Genomic DNA, 20721 nt, shown 5'->3' with positions numbered 1-20721 from the left:
CCGGCGCCCACCCCGCCACGCCCCACCCACGGGCGCCGGCGAACCACGCCCGCACCCAGCGCCCGGCCGCCCGACCACGCCTCCCGGCGCGACGACAGCCACGGCCACCGCTCCCGGCCCAGCGCACGACCACCCCTCCGGCAACCCCCTCCACGGCGAGGTCCCGCTCGCCGGCTGCTCACCCCAGACCTCACGAGAGCACCCGACTCGCCCGCACGGCCCTTGCGTGGACACCCGGACATTTCGCGCGACATGTCTCCTCCCCACGCGATCCCGACTACGAGCCGCGGCTCGCCCCGTGAGGTTGGTGGCCGGATCGCCGCGGTGAGCCGGGTCCGATCACGCCGAGGCTCTCCCATTCTGATCGCGGGTGAGCCCAGTTCCGATCACCGCGGCTTTCCGGGGTTCGGTCGCCCGGTCGTGGGGTGCGGGGCGCTGGCGGGGTGGGGTCGGCAGCGGCCCGTGGGGTGTGGTCACCCGGGGCGCGGGTGGTGGTCCGGGCTGAAAGGATTGGGGCATGGCGAGCTTCGATCCTGCGGCGTTGGACGCGGTCCGGGTCTACGCACTGCCGATGCGCAACCGCTTCCGCGGGATCACCGTGCGACGCGGCGTGCTGCTGTCGGGGCCCGCCGGCTGGGGGGAGTTCTGCCCGTTCGAGGACTACGACGACGCCGCGGCCGTGCCGTGGTTGCAGGCGGCGTTCGAGGCGTGCGAGGAAGGCTGGCCCGAGCCGGTGCGGGACCGGATCCCCGTCAACTGCACCGTGCCGGCGGTCCCGGCCGAGACGGCGGCGCAGATCGTGGCGAGGTCGGGCTGCCGGACCGCGAAGGTCAAGATCGCCGAGCCGGGCCAGTCGGCCGCCGACGACCTGGCACGGGTCGAGGCGGTGCGCGACGCGCTCGGACCCGGCGGCGCGATCCGGGTGGACGCCAACGCGGCGTGGGACGTCGACACCGCCGTGAGCCGCCTCCGCGAGCTCGACGGGGCGGCTGGAGGTCTGGAGTACGCCGAGCAGCCGTGCCCGAGCATCGAGGAGCTGGCGGCCGTGCGGCGCAGGGTCGAGGTGCGCATCGCCGCCGACGAGAGCATCCGCCGCGCCGAGGACCCGATGCGCGTGGCGGTGGCCGGCGCAGCCGACGTGGCGATCATCAAGGCGACCCCGCTGGGCGGGGTCCGCCGGGCGCTGCAGGTCGCGGAGGCCTCCGGGCTGCCGTGCGTGGTGTCCTCGGCGGTGGAGACGAGCGTGGGGCTGTCCGCCCAGCTGGCGCTGGCCGGTGCCCTGCCGGAACTGCCGTTCGCCTGCGGCCTGGGCACGGTGGCGCTGCTCGAGGGCGATGTCGTCGCGGAACCGCTGTTGCCCGAGCAGGGATTCCTGCCCGTGCCCTCGACGCCGCCGGAGCCCGACCCGGCGCGCGTCGCGGCCGCCACACCACCCGCCGACGTGCAGCGCTGGTGGCTCGACCGCATGGCCCGGGTCGGGAAGCTCCTGCGGCCCCGAGGTCCCTGGCTCCGTGCGCCGCGGTAGGACCGCGGCGCACCCGGAGGGAGGGTCAGCCGCGCTTGCGGGCGCGACGCTTCTTGAAGCGGCGCAGCACGATGAACGCCACCAGCAGGCCGATCGCGGCCGGTGCCGCGCGCTTGAGGACCGGGGTGCCCGCGGTGCCCAGCAGGTCGATGGCCTCGTCGTTGGCGGAAGGCTGAGCGACCGAGGGGCTGCTCGGCGTGTCCGCGCCGGCCGGGGTGACCCGCCAGCTGGTGTCCTTGCGCGCCGACCCCACGGTGGCGCCGCTCGCCGACGTGCCCGCCGCGGCGGCGGTGCCGTTGCCGGTGGAACCGCTCGCGGTCTCGGTGCTCGAGGACTCGGCCGCCGGCTTCGACTCCTGCGCGGCCGGGGCCTCCTGCTCGGACTCCAGCTTCTTGGCGAGGTTGTCGGCGAACTGGTTCAGGATCTTGCCGCCGACCTCGGAGATCAGCCCGCGGCCCAGCTGAGCGGGCTTGCCGGTGACCTTGAGGTCGGTGTCAACGGTGCCCGAGGTCGTGCCGCCCTCGTCCTTCAGGTTCACCACGACGGTCGCGGCAGCGGTGCCGCTGCCCCGCGAGTCCTTGCCGCTGGCATCGATGACCAGGCGGCGGTTCTTCTCGTCGACGTCCTTGAAGACACCGGTTCCCTTGTACAGCAGCGTCACTGGGCCGAGCTTCACCTTCACCGAGCCGGCGAACTCGTTGCCCTCGGCCTTGGTGAGCGTGGCGCCGGGCATGCACGGAGCGACCCGTTCGGGGTCGATCATCGCCTTCCAGGCCGCATCGATCGGCACCGGAACGCTGAACGTGTGCTGCATCTCCACTGGAAGGTCCTCCTGGTTGACCGTGCTCGGCTCAGGCGCAGAGCCGTCGTTGAGTCTGAAGCTATAACGCAGTCCGCCCACCAGCCTCCCAGGCCGGACGGCGCGCCGGTAGCCCGATCGGCTCAGCGTGGACGGGAACTCCTGCCCAACGAGAACGATTCGGGTCTGGTGGCGATTCCGGAGGAACGCCACCAGACCCGAACCAGACGAGCGCGATCAGGCTCCTGCTGCCGCCAGGACCGCCCGACCCGTCAGCACTTCGGCGAGGTGTTCGCGGTAGTCGACGTCCGCGCTGGCATCGCCGGCCGGGCTGGTGCCTTCGGTGGCGTGCCGGGCCGCCGCTCGGACGGCCTCGGCGGTGGCCTGCTGGCCGACCAGCGCCTGCTCGACTCCCGTGGCGCGGATGGGCGTGGCGCCCATGTTGGTCAGCGCGATGCGCGCTTCGGCGATCGCGCCGCCGGAGACCCGCACCGCCGCGGCGACGCCGACGATCGACCAGGCCTGGGCCACCCGGTTGAACTTCTCGTAGTGGGCGTTCCACCCGGTCCACTTCGGCATCCGCACCTCGACCAGCAGATCGGAAGGTTCCAGCGCGGTGGTGAAGTAGTCGACGAAGAACTCCGAGGCCGGGACCGTCCGCCTGCCCGAGGGGCCGGCGATGACCATCTCCGCGTCCAGCGCGAGCGCCGGGGCCGGCAGGTCACCGGCCGGGTCGGCGTGCGCCAGCGAGCCGCCGAAGGTGCCCCGGTGGCGCACCTGCGGGTCGGCCACGGTGCGGGTAGCCAGCGAGAGCAGCTCGGCGTGCTGCCGGATCAGCGGGTCCCGCTGCACCTCGTGGTGGGTGGTCATGGCACCGATGACGAGCTGGTCGCCGTCCTCGCGCACGCCCCGCATCTCGGGGATGCGGCCGACGTCGACGATCGTGCTCGGATCGGCCATCCGCATCCGCAGCACGGGCAGCAGGCTCTGCCCGCCGCCGAGCACCTTGGCGTCCTCGCCTGCCGACGCGAGCGCGGAGACCGCTTCGTCGACGCTCGACGGCGCGACGTACTCGAACTGGGCCGGGATCACTGGGCACCTCCCTCGGGCTTCATCGAACCGAGTCCGCCGCCTGCCTCCGGCGCGGTCTGACCGGACGCTCGGGCGCCGGTCATCGCCCGCCACACGCGCTGCGGCGAGCAGGGCATCTCGACGTCGTTGACGCCCATCGGCCGCAACGCGTCGACGATCGCGTTCACCACCGCCGGCGTGGAGGCGATGGTCCCCGCCTCGCCCACGCCCTTGACGCCCAACGCGTTCGAGGTCGCGCGGGTCTCGGTGCGGTCGGTCGTGAACTCGGGCAGGTCGGCGGCCGACGGCACCAGGTAGTCGGCGAGCGTGCCCGTGGTGAGCGTGCCGGTCTCGTCGTAGACGGCCTCCTCGAAGAGCGCTTGAGCGATGCCCTGCGCGAGCCCGCCGTGCACCTGGCCCTCGACGATCAGCGGGTTGATCACCGAGCCGATGTCGTCCACGCACACGTACTTGCGGATCTTGACCTCGCCGGTCTCGGTGTCCACCTCGGTCGCGCAGAGGTGGGTGCCGTGCGGGAAGGAGAAGTTCTCCGGGTCGAACGTGGCGTCGGAGTCGAGGTTCGGCTCGACCCCGTCGGGCAGGTCGTGCGCGGCGAAGACCGCGAGCGAGACCTCGGTGATGCCCACGCCCCGGTCGGTGCCGCGGACGCTGAACCGCCCGGAGGCGAACTCCAGGTCCTCCTCGGAGCACTCGAGCATGTGCGCGGCGACGGGCCGGGCCTTGTCGACGACCTTGTCGGCAGCCGCGACGACGGCCATGCCACCGACCGCCAGCGACCGGGACCCGTAGGTGTCCATGCCGCGCGGTGAGATCTGCGTGTCGCCGTGCAGCACTTCGACGTCCTCGAACGGGACGCCGAGCCGGTCGGCCACGATCTGGCTCCACGCCGTCACGTGCCCCTGGCCGTGCGGGGACGAGCCCGTGACGACCTCGACCTTGCCGGTGGGCAGCATCCGGATCGACGCGTGCTCCCAGCCGCCCGCGCCGTAGGACAGCGACCCCAGCACCCGCGAGGGCGCGAGCCCGCACATCTCGGTGAAGGTGGAGATGCCGATGCCCAGCTGGACCGGGTCGTTCTCGCGACGGCGGCGTTCCTGCTCCTCGCGCAGCGCGGTGTAGCCGAACAGGTCCACCGCCTTGTCGGTCGCCGCCTCGTAGTTGCCCGAGTCGTAGGTCAGTCCCGCCACCGTGGTGTACGGGAACTCGTCGTGGGCGATCCAGTTCTTCCGCCGCACCTCCATCGGGTCCACGCCCAGCTCGGCGGCCAGCTCGTCCATCATCCGCTCGATGGCGAAGGTGGCCTCCGGACGCCCGGCGCCGCGGTAGGCGTCGGTCGGCGTCTTGTTGGTGAACACGTTGGTGCAGCTGAAGTGGTACGCCGGGATCTTGTAGATCGAGTTGAACATCAGCGCGCCCAGGATCGGCACGCCCGGCGTGACCAGCCGCAGGTAGGCACCCATGTCCGCGAGCAGTTCGACCTTGAGCCCGGTGATCCGCCCGTCGCGGGTGGCCGCCAGCGACAGCTTCTGGATCTGGTCGCGGCCGTGGTGGCCGGACACCATCGTCTCCGAACGGGTCTCGGTCCACTTGACCGGACGCCCGAGCCGCTGCGCCATCAGGAAGGTGAGCACTTCCTCCGGCGTGACCTGCAGCTTGCCGCCGAAACCGCCGCCGACGTCGGGTGCGATGACCCGGATCTTGCTCTCGGACACGCCCAGCGTCATGGCGAGCATGACGCGCAGGATGTGCGGGACCTGGGTGGCCGACCAGACGGTGATCTGCTCACCGGTCGGGTCGACGACCACCGAGCGGGGCTCCATGAACGCCGGGATCAGCCGCTGCTGCCGGAAGGTCCGGTCGACGCGCACCTCCGCGTCGGCCAGCGCCTGCTCGACGTGCCCACCGGTGCCCGCTTCGGCCGAGTCGAAGGTCCACACCGCGTTGGTGTTGGTGCCGAGGTCCTGGTGGACCAGCGGTGATCCGTCCTCGATCGCCGAGGGCATGTCCAGCACGACCGGCAGGTCCTCGTAGTCGACGTCGATGGCGTCCATCGCGTCGCGCGCCTCGGCCGCCGAGCGGGCGGCGACCATCGCGACGGCCTCGCCGGCGAAGTGCACCTCGTCGACGGCCATCGGTGGCGCCGGCGGGGACTTCATGTCCTCGGTGATCGGCCACGCGCACGGCAGGCTGCCCTGGACGTCGGCGATGTCGCGGCCGGTGACGACCGCGATAACTCCCGGCATCTCCTCGGCCGCTCCGGTGTCGATCGAGGTGATCCGGGCGTGGGCCATGGGCGAGCGCAAGACCGCCATGTGGACCGTCCCGCTCGGGGCGAGGTTGTCGGTCCACCGCGTGCGGCCGGTGACCAGCCGCGCGTCCTCCTTGCGCTTGCGGGAACGCCCGAGTTCCGGTTCTGCCACTGCCGTCATGACTGGCGACCTCCCGTGGCCTCGGCGCCGGCCCGCTCGTCAGCCGGCATGCGCTGCATGGGCGTGTCCTCGGTGTGCTCGGCCGCGGGCCCGGCGCCCGGTTCCATGCGCTGGGCCGCGTCGCGCACCGCTCGGACGATGTTCTGGTAGCCGGTGCACCGGCAGAGGTTGCCCTCCATGCCTTCGCGCACCGCCTGCTCATCCGGTTCGGGATCGTCGGCGAGCAGGTCGAGCGCTTGCATGATCATGCCGGGCGTGCAGAAACCGCACTGCAACGCGTGGTTGTCGTGGAAGGCCTGCTGCAACGGGTGCAGCTTGCCGTCCTGGGCCAGACCTTCGATCGTGGTCACGTCGTGGCCGTCGGCCTGCACTGCCAGGACCGAACACGACTTGACGCTGTGCCCGTCCATGTGGACGGTGCAGGCACCGCAGTTGCTGGTGTCGCAACCCACGACGGTGCCCGTCTTGCCGAGCTGCTCGCGCAAGTACTGCACGAGCAGCGTCCTCGGTTCCACTTCGTCGGTGTACTTCGTGCCGTCTACGTTGACGGTGATGCGGGGCATGGAACGGCCTCCTCGCCAGGAGCGCGATCGTTCGGGAACACGACTCTCCGCCGAGTGACGGGTGTCACTCCGCTAGAGGGTCCTACTCCGTCCCGGCGAGAGCAAGAGCAACTCAGTCGTGGTGGTGGATCGGACCCTCCACATCGGAAAGCCTCACACCACGGCCGCCCCAGCGCAGCGCGATCAGCTCGGCCGCGATCGACACGGCGGTCTCCTCGGGAGTGCGGGCACCCAGGTCCAGGCCGATCGGCGAGGACACGCGGGCCAGCTCCTCCTCGGTGACGCCCTCCTCGCGCAGCCGGTCCAGGCGGTTCTCGTGCGTGCGCCGCGAGCCCATCGCACCGATGTAGCCGACGTCCATGCGCAGGGCTTCCTTGAGCACCGGGACGTCGAACTTCGGGTCGTGGGTGAGCACCATGACCGCGGTGCGCTCGTCGATCCGCCCCTGCTCCGCCTCGTTGGCGAGGTAGCGGTGCGGCCAGTCCACGACCACGTCGTCGACGCCGGGGAAGCGGCTGTTGGTCGCGAACACCGGGCGGGCGTCGCAGACCGTCACCCGGTAGCCCAGGAACGCACCCATCCGGGCCATCGCGGCGGCGAAGTCGATCGCGCCGAAGACCAGCATGCGGGGTGGCGGCTCGAAGGAGTTGACGAACACCCGCATGCCCTCGCCGCGGCGCTGGCCCTCCGGGCCGTACTCGATGACCCCGCTGCGGCCGCTGGCGAGCATGCCGCGCGCGTCGTCGACCACCGCGTCGTCCACCCGCGAGGCGCCGAGCGAGCCGCGCACCCGCTCGCGCCAGATCAGCAGGTGGGTGCCGACCTTCGCCGGGTCCGGGTGCTCGACGACGGTGGCCACCGCGACCGGCTCCTCGGCGCGCACCGAGGCCGCCACCTCGTCGAGGTCCGGGAAGGTCTCCCGGTCGATCCGCTCGACGAAGACGTCGAGGATGCCGCCGCAGGTCAGGCCCACCGCGAAGGCGTCGTCGTCGCTGACTCCGTACCGCCGCAGCACCGGCTCGGAGCCCTGCAGGACCGCCGTGCCCTCCTCGTAGACAGCGCCTTCCACGCAGCCGCCGGAGACGCTGCCGACAGCTTCACCCTCTTGGGTGACGAGCATCGAGGCGCCCGCCGGGCGGGGAGCGGAGCGGAAGGTGGCCACCACGGTGCCCAGTCCGACGGACTCGCCGGCCTCCCAGCGCTTGGTCAAGTCGTCCAACACGTCACGCACAGCGCACCTCCACGGGCCGTACCGGCCCTCCAAGCATCCACCAGGGCCGGTGTCAGGCGAAACCGACCGGTACGCCGGGGAGCTGCTCCCCGGACTGCGACAGCCTGCGAACCCATGACCAGATGTCCTCGAGCGACCTCAGACTGTGACCGGCCACCATCCGGTCAACGTGCGGGAGGGCCGCGATGATTCCGGATTGCACGGGTTGGTATCCGTCGTGCCCCGCGTGCGGGTTCGCCCAGATCACGCCGCGCGACAGGCGGTGCAGCCGGCGCATCTGGTCGGCCAGCTCGGAGGCGTCGCCGCGCTCCCACCCGTCGGAGAAGAGCACCACGACGGAACCGCGCGCCATGCCGCGCTGTCCCCACCTGTCCAAGAACACCCGGAGAGTGTCACCCAACCGGGTGCCTCCGGAGAAGTCGGGGACCGCTCGGGAGGCCGCCTGCAGCGCGCTCTCCGGGTCGCGCTGGCGCAACTGCCTGCTCACCCGCGTCATCCGGGTCCCGAGGGTGAAGACCTCGGTGCTCGCCGGAGCGCGGCGGACCACGACGTGCGCGAAGCGCAGCAGCGCGTCGGAGTACGGGCTCATCGAGCCCGAGACGTCGATCAGCAGCACCACGCGGCGGGCCCGCCGGGAGCGGTGCTGCCGCGGCAACCGCACCGGCTCTCCCCCGGAGCGCAGCATCGACCGCAGCGTCGCGCGGGGGCTCAGCGCCCCGCGCCTGCCCGGCTCGCGGCGCAGCGCCGGCCGCGTCGGCGGCTCCGGGCGCAGCACCGCCAGCATCCGGCGGAGGTGCTCGCGTTCAGCGGCGCTGAGCTCGGTGACGTCGCGGTTCCGCAGCACCTCCGCGTCGCTGGCGGCGGCCGCGAGCGGGTCGTCGCCCTCCCCGTCGCCCTCGCCGTCGGAGGCGTCGGCGCTGAGCGCCGCGATCCGCGCCGGACGCGACACCGGCCCGGCCGGCTGCTCCACCCGCATCGGCTCCGCGCTGAACCAGGTCTCGAAGGCCGCGTCGTACCGGGCGACGTCGTCCGGCTCGGAGCAGAGGGTCAACCGCCCTGCCCAGTACACGCCCTCGCGCTCGTCGAGCCCCACCTGCTCCACGGCCGCCAGGAAGCTCTGCACCCGGTTCGGTCCCACGGCCATCCCGGAGTGCCGCAACGCCCGCGCGAACCCCACGAGCCCGGTCACCGTCTCCGCCATCGCCGCACCTCCCTCCTGGTCACCTCGGGTCCGCCCGATCACTGCGCTTCCGTCCCCGGGTCGCCGTCATGGGGTGGCGATGCCTGCTGATTGGACTCGTTCGGCGTCCTCGCGGTACTTGAGGACGGCGCCGAGGGTGGTGGCCGCCGACTCGGTGTCCAGCGACGTCGCGCCCAGGGCCTGCAGGGCCTGGGTCCAGTCGATGGCTTCAGCCACGCCCGGGGGCTTGAGCAGCTCCATCTGGCGCATCCGCTGCAGAGCCGCCGCGACCTGCTCGGCCAGGCGGACGTCGACGCCCGGGAGCCGCCGGCGGAGGATGGCGACCTCGCGCTCCAGGCCCGGGTGCTCCAGCCAGTGGTAGAGGCAGCGCCGCTTCAGGGCGTCGTGGACCTCGCGGGTGCGGTTGGAGGTGAGGATGACGATCGGCGGCTCCTGAGCGCGGACCTCGCCGTACTCGGGAATGCTCACCGCGTACTCCGAGAGCACCTCCAGCAGGAAGGCCTCGAACTCGTCGTCGGCGCGGTCGACCTCGTCGACCAGCAGCACGCACGGCGCTTCCTGCAACGCCCGCAGCAGCGGCCTGGCCAGCAGGAACCGCGGGGTGTAGAGCGAGGACTCGGCGGCGTCGGCGTCGAGCTCACCGCCGGAGACGGCCTCCAGGGTGCGCAGGTGCAGGAGCTGGCGCGGGAAGTCCCAGTCGTAGAGCGCCTGCGCGGCGTCGATCCCCTCGTGGCACTGCAGGCGGATCAGGTCCACCCCGAGCGCCGAGGCCAAGGCCTGGGCGAGCGCGGTCTTGCCGGTGCCCGGTTCGCCTTCGGTCAGCAACGGGCGTCGCATCCGCATCGCCAGGAACGCTGCGGTCGCGATCCCGTCGTCGGGCAGGTAACCGGTCTCGTCCAGCGCCGCCGCGACCTCGGCCGGTGATTTCATCTCGGGAGCGTCAGCCACACCCCGAGCCTATTCGACCGCACGCCGTGACCCCATAGGATGCGCGTCGGTCGATCCAGAGGTGGGGCATGAGCAGGTTCCAGGGGTTCCCGGCGCACGTCGAGAAGCACGTCGGGAGGGTGCGGGGTGCCGACAGCCGCAGCGCGGGCGGACGGGAGCGGGCGTACAACCTCGTCTACTGCGATCACGCGGACGACGCGCACGTGACGGTGCTGACCAGCGGTCTCCGCGAGCACACGGCCGGGGCGCCGCTGCCGCAAGAGCTGCTGTGCACGCTGCGCAAGGAGCAGGAGGTCTACGCCAAGCACCTGGTCGGCGTGATCGCCGAGCTGCTCACCGAGTCGCAGGCGCGGGTCGGCTACGGCGCGCTGATCATGAACGACCGCGTCCTGCTGCCCGACACCGCGATCGCCGGTGCCCTGGCGGCGCCGCACCCCTACCTCGGCGACGAGTTCGACGTGCTGCTCGACGACGGGCAGCCGGTGCTGCAGCTGATCACGCTCGTCCCGATCACCCGCGCGGAGTCGCAGCTGGTCGCCCGGTACGGACGCGACGCGCTCTACGACCGGTGGGAGGCCCGGGAAACCGACCTCGTCGACATCTTCCGCGACGACGTCGGCGTCGAGCAGTCCTCCTGAGCCGTCACCGCATGCCGGGGGCCTGGGCGAGGAAGGTGTCGAGGACGCCGTCCGCCACCAGGACCTGGCCCGCCGGGCGGACCTCGGCGGTGGTGGAGCGGATCCGCTTCGCCGCGTCGACCGCCCAGCGCGCCTCGTCGAACCGCGCCCGGGCCAGGCTCTCGTCGCCCGCGGCGCGGGCCTCCAGTCCTGCGGTGGTGGCGAGCAGCGCTTGCCCCCACTGGTCCGTCGCGGCCAGCCAGTGGCTCGTGTCGGTGACGAAGTCCTGCGGCGCCCCGGAACGGATGCGCTCCGGCGCGTCGGCGATCAGCTGCGCGTAGGCGCGCAGGTCGCGGGCCGCCGCCTGGCGGTCGCCACCCGCCCAGGCCGCGTGGAACGCGTCCAGGCGACGGGAGAGCTCGGGGGCCGGTGGCAGCCAGGCCGAGCCGTTGGCGACCGGTGCCATGTGCTCCAGGTCGAAGAACACCAGCAGCGCTTCGACGGTCGCCGGATCGGCCTGCAGCCCCGGTTCGTCACCCGCGAGCCGCTCGCCGGCCAGGTACTCGGCGGCGGCCCGCCACGCCCGCTGCGGGTCGAAGTCCTCGTCGTTCCAGGCGAAGTCGGCCGCGCCGATCTCCACGACCTTGCTCGCCGCCGCCTGGTTCATCGGGTTGACCACGTCGCCGGCCAGCTGGTCGCTGAGCCCGCGCTCACGCTTGTCGTAGGAGCCGAGCATGATCCGCCCGCGTGACCCGTTGAAGTCGTTGACCGGGTAGTTGTCCCACAGGAAGACCTCACGACCCCACACCGCTGCGGCCTTCTGCGCGTCGGCCTTGGTGATCTGGCGCGGGATCACGCCGTCGCCGGTCCACATCACCAGCACGCGCGGGTCCAGCACCTCGCGGATCGCCGACTTGTACGCGGAGTCGTCGACGTCGGAGTACTCGGTCGGCACGAACTGCAGCGGCGCCACACCGGGGTGGGTGTCGACGAACTCGCGCTGCACCCGGTTGAGCAGGTCGGCCTGCGCACGCCCGGCCGCGCCCTCCGACGGGCGGCCGTAGACGCGCTCGTCGCCCGCGCAGTTCCAGCGGGTGTAGGAGATGTCGTCCAGAGGCAGCGAGAAGTCGCGGACGCCCTCGTCGTACATGGCCTGCAACTTCGCCTGCACCGCCTGGAAGTCGCGCGGATCGCTGTAGCAGATGGAGCCGCCCGGCGAGAGCGCGAAGGTGAACTTGACGTGGTGCGCACCGGCTTGGCGGATCAGGTCGCGCACCTCGCCGAGCTCCTGCTCCGGGTAGGGCTCGCGCCACTTCTCCCGGTGGTACGGGTCGTCCTTGGGCGCGTAGACGTAGGTGTTGAGCTTGACGTCGCCGTAGAAGGCCAGCTGGTCCATCCGCTCCTGGTGCGTCCACGGTGGACCGTAGAAGCCCTCGATCGCGCCGCGCAGCGGCATCGCGGGGCGGTCCAGCACGCCGACACCGGCGACGCGGCCGGGAGTGATCAGCTGCCGCAGCGTCTGCACGCCGTAGTAGGCCCCTGCCGGGTCGGAGGCACCGATGAACACCTCCGCGTCGGCGTCCGGCCGGACCGCGAGAACGTAGGCCTCGCGCTCCATCGGCACCGGGGCGCCCATGCGCGCCTCCTGCAGGCCCTTGACCACGGTCGGGGACGTGCGTTCGCCGATCCGCACGCGCAGCGCGGCGTCCCCGGCGGGCGCACCGGGCGGGCGGACGACGACCTCGTCGGCTCCGGCGAGGTCGAACACCCGCCTGGCCAGGTCCTGGGTCTGGCGGTCCACCAGCGGGTCCACCACGACCTCGACCTTGCCGCGCACCGCGACGTCGTCGCCGAGCCGGGTGATGTCCTCGGGCTGCGGGACCACGGACGGCACGCCCTCGCCGGCCAACGCGTCGGAGCTCTCCGGTGCGGGCTGCTGCGGCGCGGGTGCGGAGTTCGTGCAGCCGGCCAAGGCCATCACCCCGGCCACGAACACCACCAACGACCTGGCTGAACCGCGCATCGAGCTCCCCATCCCATCGACCGGTGACACCCCAGTCCAACACATCCGGGCGTGACCCGACCGGGGCACCTGCCGCCTGGCGCGAAGACGAAGGGCCGCCCCCGGGATCGGGAGCGGCCCTCGTCAGCTGCGGGTGGGACTCAGAAGCCCATGCCACCCATGCCACCGGTCGGGTCGGCCGCGGCAGCCGCGTCCCCACCCTTCTCCGGCTTGTCCGCGACCACGGCTTCGGTGGTCAGGAACAGAGCGGCGATCGACGCGGCGTTCTGCAGCGCCGAGCGGGTGACCTTGGCCGGGTCGATGACGCCGGCCTCGATCAGGTCCTCGTACTCGCCGGTCGCAGCGTTGAGGCCGTTGCCCGGGGTCAGGTTCTTGACCTTCTCCGCGACGACACCACCCTCGAGACCGGCGTTGACCGCGATCTGCTTGAGCGGAGCCTCGACGGCCAGCTTGACGCTGTTGGCACCGGTCGCCTCGTCGCCCTCGAGCTTGAGGCCGTCGAAGGCGATCTGCGCCGCCTGCAGCAGAGCCACGCCACCACCGGCGACGATGCCCTCCTCGACGGCGGCCTTGGCGTTGCGGACCGCGTCCTCGATGCGGTGCTTGCGCTCCTTGAGCTCGACCTCGGTGGCCGCACCCGCCTTGATGACGGCGACGCCACCGGCCAGCTTGGCCAGGCGCTCCTGCAGCTTCTCGCGGTCGTAGTCGGAGTCCGAACGCTCGATCTCAGCGCGGATCTCGTTGACCCGGCCGGCGATCTGCTCGTCGTCGCCGGCGCCCTCGACGATGGTGGTCTCGTCCTTGGTCACGACGACCTTGCGGGCCTGGCCCAGCAGGTTCAGGTCGGCGTTCTCCAGCTTGAGGCCGACCTCTTCGCTGATGACCTGACCACCGGTGAGGATGGCCATGTCCTGCAGCATCGCCTTGCGGCGGTCGCCGAAACCGGGGGCCTTGACCGCGACGGACTTGAAGGTGCCGCGGATCTTGTTGACCACCAGGGTGGACAGGGCCTCGCCCTCGACGTCCTCGGCGATGATCAGCAGCGGCTTGTTGGCCTGCATGACCTTCTCCAGCAGCGGGAGGAGGTCCTTGACGTTGGACACCTTGCCGCTCAGCAGCAGGATGTACGGGTCGTCGAGAACGGCCTCCATGCGCTCCGTGTCGGTCACGAAGTACATCGAGACGAGTCCCTTGTCGAAGCGCATGCCCTCGGTGAGCTCGAGCTCGAGCCCGAAGGTGTTGCTCTCCTCGACGGTGATGACGCCTTCCTTGCCGACCTTGTCCATCGCCTCGGCGATGAGCTCGCCGATCTGGCGGTCGCCGGCGGAGATCGCGGCCGTGGCGGCGATCTGGTCCTTGGTCTCGATTTCCTTGGCGTTCTTGAGCAGCTGCTCGGCGATCGCCTCGGTGGCCTTCTCGATGCCCCGCTTCAGGGCGATCGGGGAGGCGCCGGCCGCGACGTTGCGCAGGCCCTCGCGAACCAGGGCCTGGGCGAGCACGGTGGCGGTGGTGGTGCCGTCACCCGCGACGTCGTCGGTCTTCTTCGCGACCTCCTTGACCAGCTCGGCCCCGATCTTCTCCCACGGGTCTTCGAGCTCGATCTCCTTGGCGATCGAGACGCCGTCGTTGGTGATGGTCGGCGCGCCCCACTTCTTCTCGAGCACGACGTTGCGGCCCTTGGGGCCGAGCGTCACCTTGACGGCGTCGGCGAGGGTGTTCATGCCGCGCTCAAGACCGCGGCGGGCGTCCTCGTCGAACGCGATCATCTTGGCCATTGCGGTGTGGTCCTCCACCTATCAGGACGCCGCCGGTGCACGAGATGAGTGCATCGACGGCAGGACTCTGCTCGGCCAGGCTCGGTGCCCGCGACGGACGATCGTGCGACGACGCCGTCATGTGGCGCCGCCGGAACGACCTCACCGTCCCGACCTGGCACTCAACCTTGATGAGTGCCAGTACCGTGTTTAGCACTCACAGGTGGGGAGTGCAAGCAGCACCCACGCGGGTCACCCCGTCGGCGACCGGGCCGGGCGGCGCGGGAGCCCCTAGCTCCCCCCGGCCGAGGCCATCGCCACGAAGAGCAGCACGATCACCAGCAGCGCCACACCGATCAGCACCGGCACGATCCACTTCGCGGCACCGCCCGAGGACGTCCTCGCGAACGAGGAGGACCCGGCCGGCACCGGCGGCCGCAGCCGCACCGGCTGCTGGTGCCCGGCGTAGTTCTGAGCGTAGGGGCTCGGCGGCTGCGGCACCTGCTGCGGGAGGACCTGGGGCGGGGTGTGCGGGGCGACGGGCTGCTGCGCGAGCCGCGGCGGCGCGGGGGCCTCCCCCGCGGCCGGGCCGAGCGCGGCGCGGGCCGCGGCGATCAGGCCCTGGCAGCTCGCGTAGCGCTGGTCGGCGCGCTTGGCCATCCCCCGGCGCAGCACGTCGTCGATCGGGGGCGGCAGCAGCACCAGCGAGCCAGGCGCCGGCGGTTCGGCGGCCAGGTGCCCCTGGATGACCTCCTGCACCGAACCGCCGAACGGCGGGCGGCCGGTGAGGCAGGCGAAGAGCATGCAGGCCAGCGCGTACTGGTCGGTGCGGCCGTCCACCGGCTCACCGCGCAGGTGCTCGGGAGCCGCGTAGGTCGGCGATCCCAGGAAGTCTCCGGAGGACGTGCGGTGGCCGGTCGCCCCGCGCCGGGTCAGCCCGAAGTCGGCGAGGTAGACGTGCTCGTGCGCCGACTCGCGGGAGGTGACGAGCACGTTCGCCGGCTTGAGGTCGAGGTGGACCAGGCCCCGCTCGTGCAGCATGTCCAGCGCCTCGGCGATCTGCCCGAGCAGTTCCAGGGAGCGCTTCGGCGAGATCGGCCCCTCGGAGATCAGACCCGCCAGGTCGCTGCCCTCGACCAGCCGCATGGCGATGTAGAGCATGCCGTCGACCTCGCCGAAGTCGTACAGCGGCACGATGTTGGCGTGGTCGATGGCCGAGGTGTTGCGGGCCTCGTCGACGAAGCGCTCGCGGAACTCGGTGTCGCCGGTGATGTGCTCCCCCATCACCTTCAACGCGACCTTGCGGCCGAGCCGGACGTCGGTGGCGCGGTACATCACGCTCATCCCACCGCGACCGAGCACGCCGTCGATCTTGTAGTGGCCGAGCTTCCGACCGGTCAAGTCATCCGACACAGGGCGCAGCCTAACCGTCGCAGGTCGTGCTCGGGCGCAGGTTTCGACGACTCCGCGCGCTGCGGCCCGGCCCCCCGCAGCGGGAGGACCGGGCCGCACGACGACCTGGTGCGAAAGTTCTCTCAGACTTTGCGAACGCCGTCGGCTTGAGTTCGGCCGTCTCGGCCGGCTTTCACCTCGAATTCGACCCGATCTCCCTCGGAAAGGGTTCGGAAACCGGACATGTTGATCGCGGAGTAATGGACGAACACATCGGACCCACCATCCGTCGCGATGAATCCGTAGCCCTTCTCCGAGTTGAACCACTTGACCGTGCCGACCGCCACGGCGTCCTCCTCAAGAAACTGTGATGCACGGCGCGAGCGCCGCTGGAGCATCGGCCACACTACTCCGGAAAATCGGGCACGTCGCCGGTTCGGCAATACGACTTTCCCGTTAAACGCTGGGCCGAACGGGTGGCCGGCGCCGCCACGTTGCGTTATCAGCGCGACCTAATTCCCCCGAGTGTCGCAATCGAATTCCACTCCCCGCGGAAAACATCGGGAAGCCTCACCTCATGAAGGGCCGAACTGCATCGAACAAGTCCGAACAAGGTGCCCGAACTCCATTCACGCCATTCCGGAGAAGCGGCATCAGGAACGCGCACCGAGACCGTTCGCGCGCAACCAGCCGACCAAGCCGCGCGGGTTCCGGGTCTGGGTCAGCACCTGTCCGGGACCGGCGAAGTCGAAGACCAGCCCCTCGCCGCTCTTCAGCGACTGGGCCACGCCCGGGTTCATCTGCCGCAGCTGGCTCTGCACCGTGTCGGCGTAGGCGACCACGTGACCGGTGTCGATCGTGACGTACTCGCCGGGCTGCAGCGTCACCACGTCCAGCGCGCCGTAGCAGGCCACCACGGCCGCGCCCTGCCCGCTGAGCCGGGTGAGGAACCCGCCCTCACCGCCGAAGAGGTTCTGGAAGCCGCCCCACTGCGTCTCCACCTGCACCGTGCTCGCCGAAGCCAGCCAGCAGCCCTTGGTCACGCACCAACCGACCCGGCCGTCGAGCTCCAGGACGTTGAGATCACCGGGCAGCGTCGGGGCCACGTCGACCCAGCCGCCCTGCTGCGGAGCCGTGTAGGTCGAGACGTAGAACGACTCCCCGCCCAGCGCCGACCGGGCCAGCGACTTGAGGAACCCGCCCTGCGCGCGCGATTCGACGGTCACGCCGTAGCTGGTGGCCAGCATCGCCCCGGACTCCACCCGCACCGGCTCACCCGGTGCCAACACCAGCCGGGCGACCCCGTACGACGGCGTGTGTCGTGCACGGACCTGCACAGCAACCCCCTTCGCGCCCGCCGATCTGCTCGGGCACGGCGATTCTACGAAGACCCGGCCTCGCCGGCGGCGGGTCCGCGCCCCGCGGGGGCGGGGCATTGTGCCATCCGCTCGCGCGCGAACGATCCCGTGCCGATGGCGACACGGCGGGTGCCGATGACCGATGATGCGTGACGTGTCGTCCCACAACCCGCAACACGAGCTGACGTCGGTCGCCGACCACCGCGCGAAGGTCGCCTCGCTGCTGACCCGCACGCCGGTCGAGTCGCGGCCGCTGGAGAACTGCCTGGGCTTGGCGCTGGCCACCGACCTGGTCGCCCCGATCTCGTTGCCGCCGTTCAGCAACTCCGCGATGGACGGCTACGCGGTCCGCTCGGTCGACCTGACCGAGGCGACGCAGGAGGAGCCGGTCAAGCTCCCGGTGTCCGAGGACATCCCGGCCGGACGGGTCGACGTGCCGCCGCTGCAGCCGGGCACCGCGCACCGCATCATGACCGGCGCGCAGCTGCCGCCCGGAGCCGACGCGGTGGTCCCGGTGGAGCGCACCGACGGCGGCACCGGCACGGTGGCGCTGTTCAGCTCCGCGCAGCCGGGCGCCCACGTGCGCCGCGCCGGCGAGGACGTGACCGAGGGGACCGTGGTGCTCACCACGGGAACCCGGCTCGGCGCCGCACAGCTGGGCGTGGCCGCCGCCGTCGGCGTCGCCGAGCTGCCCGTGCACCGCCCGGTGCGCGTGCTGGTGCTGTCCACCGGGTCGGAGCTGGTCGAGCCCGGCCAGGAGCTGCGGCGCGGGCAGATCTACGAGTCGAACGGACTGATGCTGGCCGCCGCGGTCCGCGAGGCCGGGGGCGAGCCGACGCTGCTGCGGTTCGTGCCCGACGACGTCGACGCCTTCCACGCCGCCCTGCAGGAGCACTTGGACTCCGCCGACCTGCTGCTGACGTCGGGCGGGGTCAGCGCCGGGGCGTACGAGGTGGTCAAGGACGCCTTGGCCGGCAACGGCGTGGAGTTCACCAAGGTCGCGATGCAGCCGGGCATGCCGCAGGGCTGCGGCCGCTACCGGGACGCGTTCGCGGTGGTCACGCTGCCCGGCAACCCGGTGAGCTCGATGGTCTCCTTCGAGGTCTTCGTGCGCCCGGCGATGCTGGCCGCCGCCGGGCACGCCACGACCTCGCGGCACGTGCGCCAAGCCGTGCTCGCGGGGGAGCTGACCGCGCCGACGGGCAAGCGGCAGTTCCGGCGCGGCGTGTTCGACCCGGCGACCGGGGAGGTCACCCTGCAGGGAGCACCGGGCTCTCACCTGCTGGGCAGCCTGGCGAAGGCGAACTGCTTGCTGGCCATCCCGGAAGACGTGACGGACCTGCCCGCTGGGTCCACAGTGGACGTGGTGTTGCTGGACTAGATCGACTCGATATCGCTTGTCACACCGCCGTTGACTGTTCGACTCGCGGTCGCGAAGACTGCGAGCTCGACCTTCCACTTCCACTCCGGAGTTCTGCACGTGCGTGGCCCCTGGCGCGCCGCCTTGGCGCTGGCGTTGCACATAGGTTTCTTCGTCGTGTCGCTCGGCGTGATCGCCGGCCTGCTGCTGATGGCCGGCATGACGTTCCGACGCGACACCGTCGGAGGTTTGAAGGTCGCCTTCGCCGCGATCGTCGTCGGCGCGGTCTTGGTCATCGGATTGCGCGCGGTGCTGCGCAACCGGGTCCGGCCGCGCGGCGTCCCGGTCGACCGGGTGAACCAGCCCAACCTCTGGCGCACCGTCGACCAGCTCGTCGACGCCACCGACTCACCGCTGCCCGACGAGGTCCGCATCACCTCCGAGCCACGCGTCGACGTCCGCGAGGACACCGCGCTGCTCGGCCTGCGCACCCGCACCCGCTACCTGGAGATCGGGTTGCCGATGCTGGCGGCGCTGACCACTGCCGAGCTGGGCGCGACGCTCGCGCACTCCGTCGGCAGGCTCACCGGCCGCAGCAAGCTGACCGTGACCGCGCACCGGGTGCTGGCCAGCGTCCAGCGCACCGTCGACGGGCTCACGACCGGCCCGGTGCGGTGGCTGTTCGCCGGGTACGCGCGGGTGTTCACCGCGATCGCCGTGACCACCACCAAGGAGCTGGTGCTCGCCGGTGACGCGGCCGCGGCGCGCGTCGCCGGCAAGCGGGCGGCGGTGATGGCGTTGCGCAAGTCCGTCGCGGTGGAGCTGGCCTGGCGGGACTACACGGAGCAGTACCTGAGCCTGGCCGCCGACATCGGCCACGCGCCCGACGTGCTGCTGGGCTTCCGCAGCTTCGTGGACCACCCGGCGCGCAAGCCCGAGCTGGCCGAGCGCGCCAAGCAGGCCATCGCCGAGGAACGCGGCGAACTGCCGGTCCGCACCCGGGTCGAGCTGATGAAGCGGATCAAGGCCGGTGACAAGGAGGCCGACGACCGCCCGGCCTTCGCGGTCCTGCGCAAGCCGCGCAGCGCCGTGCCCGAGCTGGAGGACCGGCTGCTGGTCGACTCCCTCGGCCCGCGCATGCCGTGGCCGGAGGTCGTCCGGCTGGCCGGGGCCGCGCAGGTGGCGGAGAAGGCCGGGCGGCTCAGCGCCGCGGCCCACCAGTGCGGGCTGGGCGTGGACCCGACCATCCAGGGCGTCCTCGCCGCGATCCACCGCGGGTACGGCCGCGACCTGGTCAACCCGGTGCTCAACCCGGGACTGCACCCCTCGACGCTCGACCAGGCCGCCGAGGACACCCTCACCGAGCTGCTCGGGTGCACCGTTGTCGACGCGCTGATCTGCGCCGGCCGCGCCCACCACGAGCTGGACTGGGGCGGTCCGCCCGCGGTGCGGCTGGCCAACGGCCGCCCGCTGGACCCGGACCGGCTGGTGCGGCCGGCCGTCGCCGACCCGCGGCTGATCCCCGGCCTGCACCGGGTGCTGGTGGACCTCGGCGTCCCGCTGCACCACACCCGCGAGCCCGCCGAGGAGCCCGAGCCCACGCTGGCCGGCATCGTCAGCCCCGTGCAGTGCTCCGGCGAGGCCTACGACCTGCTGGTCACCGACCGCGGCCTGCTCCTGCTGCCCAGCGACGCCAGCGCGGCGAAGCGGCTGCTCGCGGGCACCTTGGCGATGCTCCGCGAAGCCGAGGAGGAGCAGCTCAGCGAGCTGGCTTCGCGCCCGGTCCTCGAACTGCGGGAGCGCTCCGGCGCGCAGTGGGTGGACAGCCGCGACATCGCCAGCGCCCGGCTCGACCAGGACAAGGCCGGGTGGTCGCTGGAGGTGGACCTCTACCTCGACGAGTACGCGATGTCGACGCTCGACGACCTGCGCGTGGTCACCGGCGGCCACGAGGGCGTCTCGGTGCTCACCCTGCGCAGCACGGCCGACGGCGTCGAGCACGGCGAGCCCTACAACGGGCTGGCGGAGCTGATGGGGGCGCGCATGGAGCTCGACGAGCCCGCGCTGTCCCTGGGCTGAACCGGAAGGCGAAGAGGCCGTTCGGCGCCTCCCCGTAGGCGCCGAACGGCCTCTTCGATATCGGGTCCGTGCGCCCCCCGACGGCGCACGGCCCTCTTCCCGCGGTCCGCGGCGCCTGGCAAGCGAAGGCGCCTCTGTGCGGACACGAAGGAGATGGACTGATCAACGGTTCGTGACGCGGTTTCTAGTGTAATTGAGTTCACAGCCTGGCCGTAGCCGCTATCGGAGGACGTTGGCAACGCATTTGGTGACTCCCAGTCAGCAAAACCGCTGTTCGCGCCACGGCAGGCTGCCGGTCACCACGACGACGCCGTCCGGGTGCGGGGAGGCGGAGGGAGACCCACCGCTTG

The 20721-nt window shown here is 71.7% G+C and carries 16 protein-coding genes; 4 read left to right on the top strand and 12 right to left on the bottom strand.

Annotation, left to right across the window (positions count from 1 at the left end; all coding sequences use genetic code 11):
- The first annotated feature begins 517 nt into the window (after nt 1-517).
- Nucleotides 518-1525: an o-succinylbenzoate synthase gene (locus tag EIL87_RS11110; RefSeq protein ID WP_125090151.1), complete on the top strand. Its 1008-nt coding sequence runs from the start codon at nt 518-520 to the stop codon at nt 1523-1525.
- A 25-nt stretch (nt 1526-1550) separates the two neighbouring features.
- Here EIL87_RS11110 and EIL87_RS11105 read toward each other — a convergent pair whose 3' ends face one another.
- The 7 genes from EIL87_RS11105 to EIL87_RS11075 form a co-directional block, all read right to left on the bottom strand.
- The gene (locus EIL87_RS11105) at nt 1551-2339 is read right to left on the bottom strand and encodes an SRPBCC family protein (protein ID WP_407690536.1); all 789 of its coding nucleotides are present in this window, start codon (nt 2337-2339) and stop codon (nt 1551-1553) included.
- Nucleotides 2340-2561: 222 nt separating this feature from the next.
- The gene (locus tag EIL87_RS11100) at nt 2562-3416 is read right to left on the bottom strand and encodes an FAD binding domain-containing protein (RefSeq protein WP_125090149.1); all 855 of its coding nucleotides are present in this window, start codon (nt 3414-3416) and stop codon (nt 2562-2564) included.
- Nucleotides 3413-5845 (bottom strand): xanthine dehydrogenase family protein molybdopterin-binding subunit, encoded by a 2433-nt coding sequence (locus tag EIL87_RS11095; RefSeq protein ID WP_125090148.1) that lies wholly within the window; start codon nt 5843-5845, stop codon nt 3413-3415. The genes EIL87_RS11100 and EIL87_RS11095 overlap by 4 nt, the downstream gene beginning before the upstream one ends.
- A complete protein-coding gene (locus EIL87_RS11090) occupies nt 5842-6408 on the bottom strand; it encodes a (2Fe-2S)-binding protein (RefSeq protein WP_125090147.1) in 567 nt (188 codons plus the stop codon). The genes EIL87_RS11095 and EIL87_RS11090 overlap by 4 nt, the downstream gene beginning before the upstream one ends.
- 112 nt (nt 6409-6520) lie before the next feature.
- A complete protein-coding gene (locus EIL87_RS11085) occupies nt 6521-7639 on the bottom strand; it encodes an XdhC family protein (RefSeq protein ID WP_125090146.1) in 1119 nt (372 codons plus the stop codon).
- A gap of 52 nt (nt 7640-7691) precedes the next feature.
- Nucleotides 7692-8840 (bottom strand): vWA domain-containing protein, encoded by a 1149-nt coding sequence (locus EIL87_RS11080; protein WP_125090145.1) that lies wholly within the window; start codon nt 8838-8840, stop codon nt 7692-7694.
- 66 nt (nt 8841-8906) lie between these two features.
- The gene (locus EIL87_RS11075; protein ID WP_125090191.1) at nt 8907-9770 is read right to left on the bottom strand and encodes an AAA family ATPase; all 864 of its coding nucleotides are present in this window, start codon (nt 9768-9770) and stop codon (nt 8907-8909) included.
- Nucleotides 9771-9856: 86 nt separating this feature from the next.
- Between EIL87_RS11075 and EIL87_RS11070 the strand changes: the two genes are divergently transcribed.
- On the top strand, nt 9857-10426 hold the full coding sequence (locus tag EIL87_RS11070) for a suppressor of fused domain protein (protein WP_125090144.1): 570 nt from the start codon (nt 9857-9859) through the stop codon (nt 10424-10426).
- Nucleotides 10427-10430: 4 nt separating this feature from the next.
- On the opposite strand, the gene EIL87_RS11065 is transcribed toward EIL87_RS11070, so the two are convergent.
- The 5 genes from EIL87_RS11065 to EIL87_RS11045 all read right to left on the bottom strand — a co-directional run bounded on the left by EIL87_RS11065 (nt 10431) and on the right by EIL87_RS11045 (nt 16911).
- Nucleotides 10431-12428, bottom strand: coding sequence for a beta-N-acetylhexosaminidase family protein (locus EIL87_RS11065; protein WP_233576176.1), 1998 nt, complete (start codon nt 12426-12428; stop codon nt 10431-10433).
- A 140-nt stretch (nt 12429-12568) separates the two neighbouring features.
- Entirely contained in the window at nt 12569-14203 is a 1635-nt protein-coding gene (gene groL, locus EIL87_RS11060) for a chaperonin GroEL (RefSeq protein WP_125090142.1), read from the bottom strand.
- A 270-nt stretch (nt 14204-14473) separates the two neighbouring features.
- Entirely contained in the window at nt 14474-15595 is a 1122-nt protein-coding gene (locus tag EIL87_RS11055; protein ID WP_125090141.1) for a serine/threonine-protein kinase, read from the bottom strand.
- 122 nt (nt 15596-15717) lie between these two features.
- Nucleotides 15718-15921: a cold-shock protein gene (locus EIL87_RS11050; protein ID WP_093268692.1), complete on the bottom strand. Its 204-nt coding sequence runs from the start codon at nt 15919-15921 to the stop codon at nt 15718-15720.
- Between the two features lie 306 nt (nt 15922-16227).
- On the bottom strand, nt 16228-16911 hold the full coding sequence (locus EIL87_RS11045) for a TIGR00266 family protein (protein ID WP_125090140.1): 684 nt from the start codon (nt 16909-16911) through the stop codon (nt 16228-16230).
- A 175-nt stretch (nt 16912-17086) separates the two neighbouring features.
- Here EIL87_RS11045 and moeA point away from each other — a divergent pair, with 175 nt between their 5' ends.
- Both moeA and EIL87_RS11035 read left to right on the top strand, forming a co-directional pair.
- Nucleotides 17087-18313 (top strand): molybdopterin molybdotransferase MoeA, encoded by a 1227-nt coding sequence (gene moeA, locus EIL87_RS11040; RefSeq protein WP_233576175.1) that lies wholly within the window; start codon nt 17087-17089, stop codon nt 18311-18313.
- Nucleotides 18314-18412: 99 nt separating this feature from the next.
- Nucleotides 18413-20371, top strand: coding sequence for a M48 family metallopeptidase (locus EIL87_RS11035; protein WP_125090139.1), 1959 nt, complete (start codon nt 18413-18415; stop codon nt 20369-20371).
- Nucleotides 20372-20721: the final 350 nt, after the last annotated feature.

It is taken from the genome of Saccharopolyspora rhizosphaerae (assembly GCF_003931915.1).
GTDB classification, from domain to species: Bacteria; Actinomycetota; Actinomycetes; order Mycobacteriales; family Pseudonocardiaceae; genus Saccharopolyspora; species Saccharopolyspora rhizosphaerae.
The sequence above is the reverse complement of the archived record's forward strand: the minus strand, read 5'-3'. Positions and strand labels throughout refer to the sequence as shown.

Bases quoted from the DNA above. Each gene is read 5' to 3' on its own strand.
- EIL87_RS11075 (WP_125090191.1), bottom strand. From the start codon at position 9,770: ATGAAATCACCGGCCGAGGTCGCGGCGGCGCTGGACGAGACCGGTTAC.
- EIL87_RS11105 (WP_407690536.1), bottom strand. From the start codon at position 2,339: ATGCAGCACACGTTCAGCGTTCCGGTGCCGATCGATGCGGCCTGGAAG.
- EIL87_RS11065 (WP_233576176.1), bottom strand. From the start codon at position 12,428: ATGCGCGGTTCAGCCAGGTCGTTGGTGGTGTTCGTGGCCGGGGTGATG.
- EIL87_RS11090 (WP_125090147.1), bottom strand. From the start codon at position 6,408: ATGCCCCGCATCACCGTCAACGTAGACGGCACGAAGTACACCGACGAA.
- groL (WP_125090142.1), bottom strand. From the start codon at position 14,203: ATGGCCAAGATGATCGCGTTCGACGAGGACGCCCGCCGCGGTCTTGAG.
- EIL87_RS11095 (WP_125090148.1), bottom strand. From the start codon at position 5,845: ATGACGGCAGTGGCAGAACCGGAACTCGGGCGTTCCCGCAAGCGCAAG.
- EIL87_RS11110 (WP_125090151.1), top strand. From the start codon at position 518: ATGGCGAGCTTCGATCCTGCGGCGTTGGACGCGGTCCGGGTCTACGCA.
- EIL87_RS11080 (WP_125090145.1), bottom strand. From the start codon at position 8,840: ATGGCGGAGACGGTGACCGGGCTCGTGGGGTTCGCGCGGGCGTTGCGG.
- EIL87_RS11070 (WP_125090144.1), top strand. From the start codon at position 9,857: ATGAGCAGGTTCCAGGGGTTCCCGGCGCACGTCGAGAAGCACGTCGGG.